Origin of the sequence: Nocardioides antri, assembly GCF_008373765.1 — a bacterium.
GTDB classification, from domain to species: domain Bacteria; phylum Actinomycetota; class Actinomycetes; order Propionibacteriales; family Nocardioidaceae; genus Nocardioides; species Nocardioides antri.
In genome coordinates, this window is record NZ_VUJW01000037.1 from 1 (window position 1) to 347 (window position 347).

General features: G+C 72.0%; 1 protein-coding gene. It reads left to right on the forward strand.

Annotation, left to right across the window (positions count from 1 at the left end; all coding sequences use genetic code 11):
* Positions 1 to 347: PrsW family glutamic-type intramembrane protease (locus F0U47_RS20335; RefSeq protein ID WP_149752321.1), on the forward strand; the 347-nt coding region annotated here is incomplete at both ends.

Consider the following 347-nt stretch of genomic DNA (forward strand, 5'->3'; position numbering starts at 1 on the left):
GTGGTGACGGTCGCGGTGGTCGTCGGCGCACTCCTGATGCTCGTGATCCTCGCCCTCTCCGGCGCGCCCGGCATCATGCTGCTGGCGACCGCACTGGCCGCGCTGCCGGTAGGGCCGGTGGTCGCGGTCTATCTCTGGCTGGACCGCTACGAGCCCGAGCCGAAGCTGCTGCTGACCTACGCCCTCCTGTGGGGGGCGTTCGTGGCGACGATCGCGGCGCTCGTGGTCCTGGGCGTCGGTGGCTTCGGCGTCGGGGTCACCGACACGGTGTCGCTCGCGGTCGTGGCCCCGGTGACCGAGGAGGCGAGCAAGGGGCTGTTCCTCCTGCTCCTGCTGTGGGGGCGACG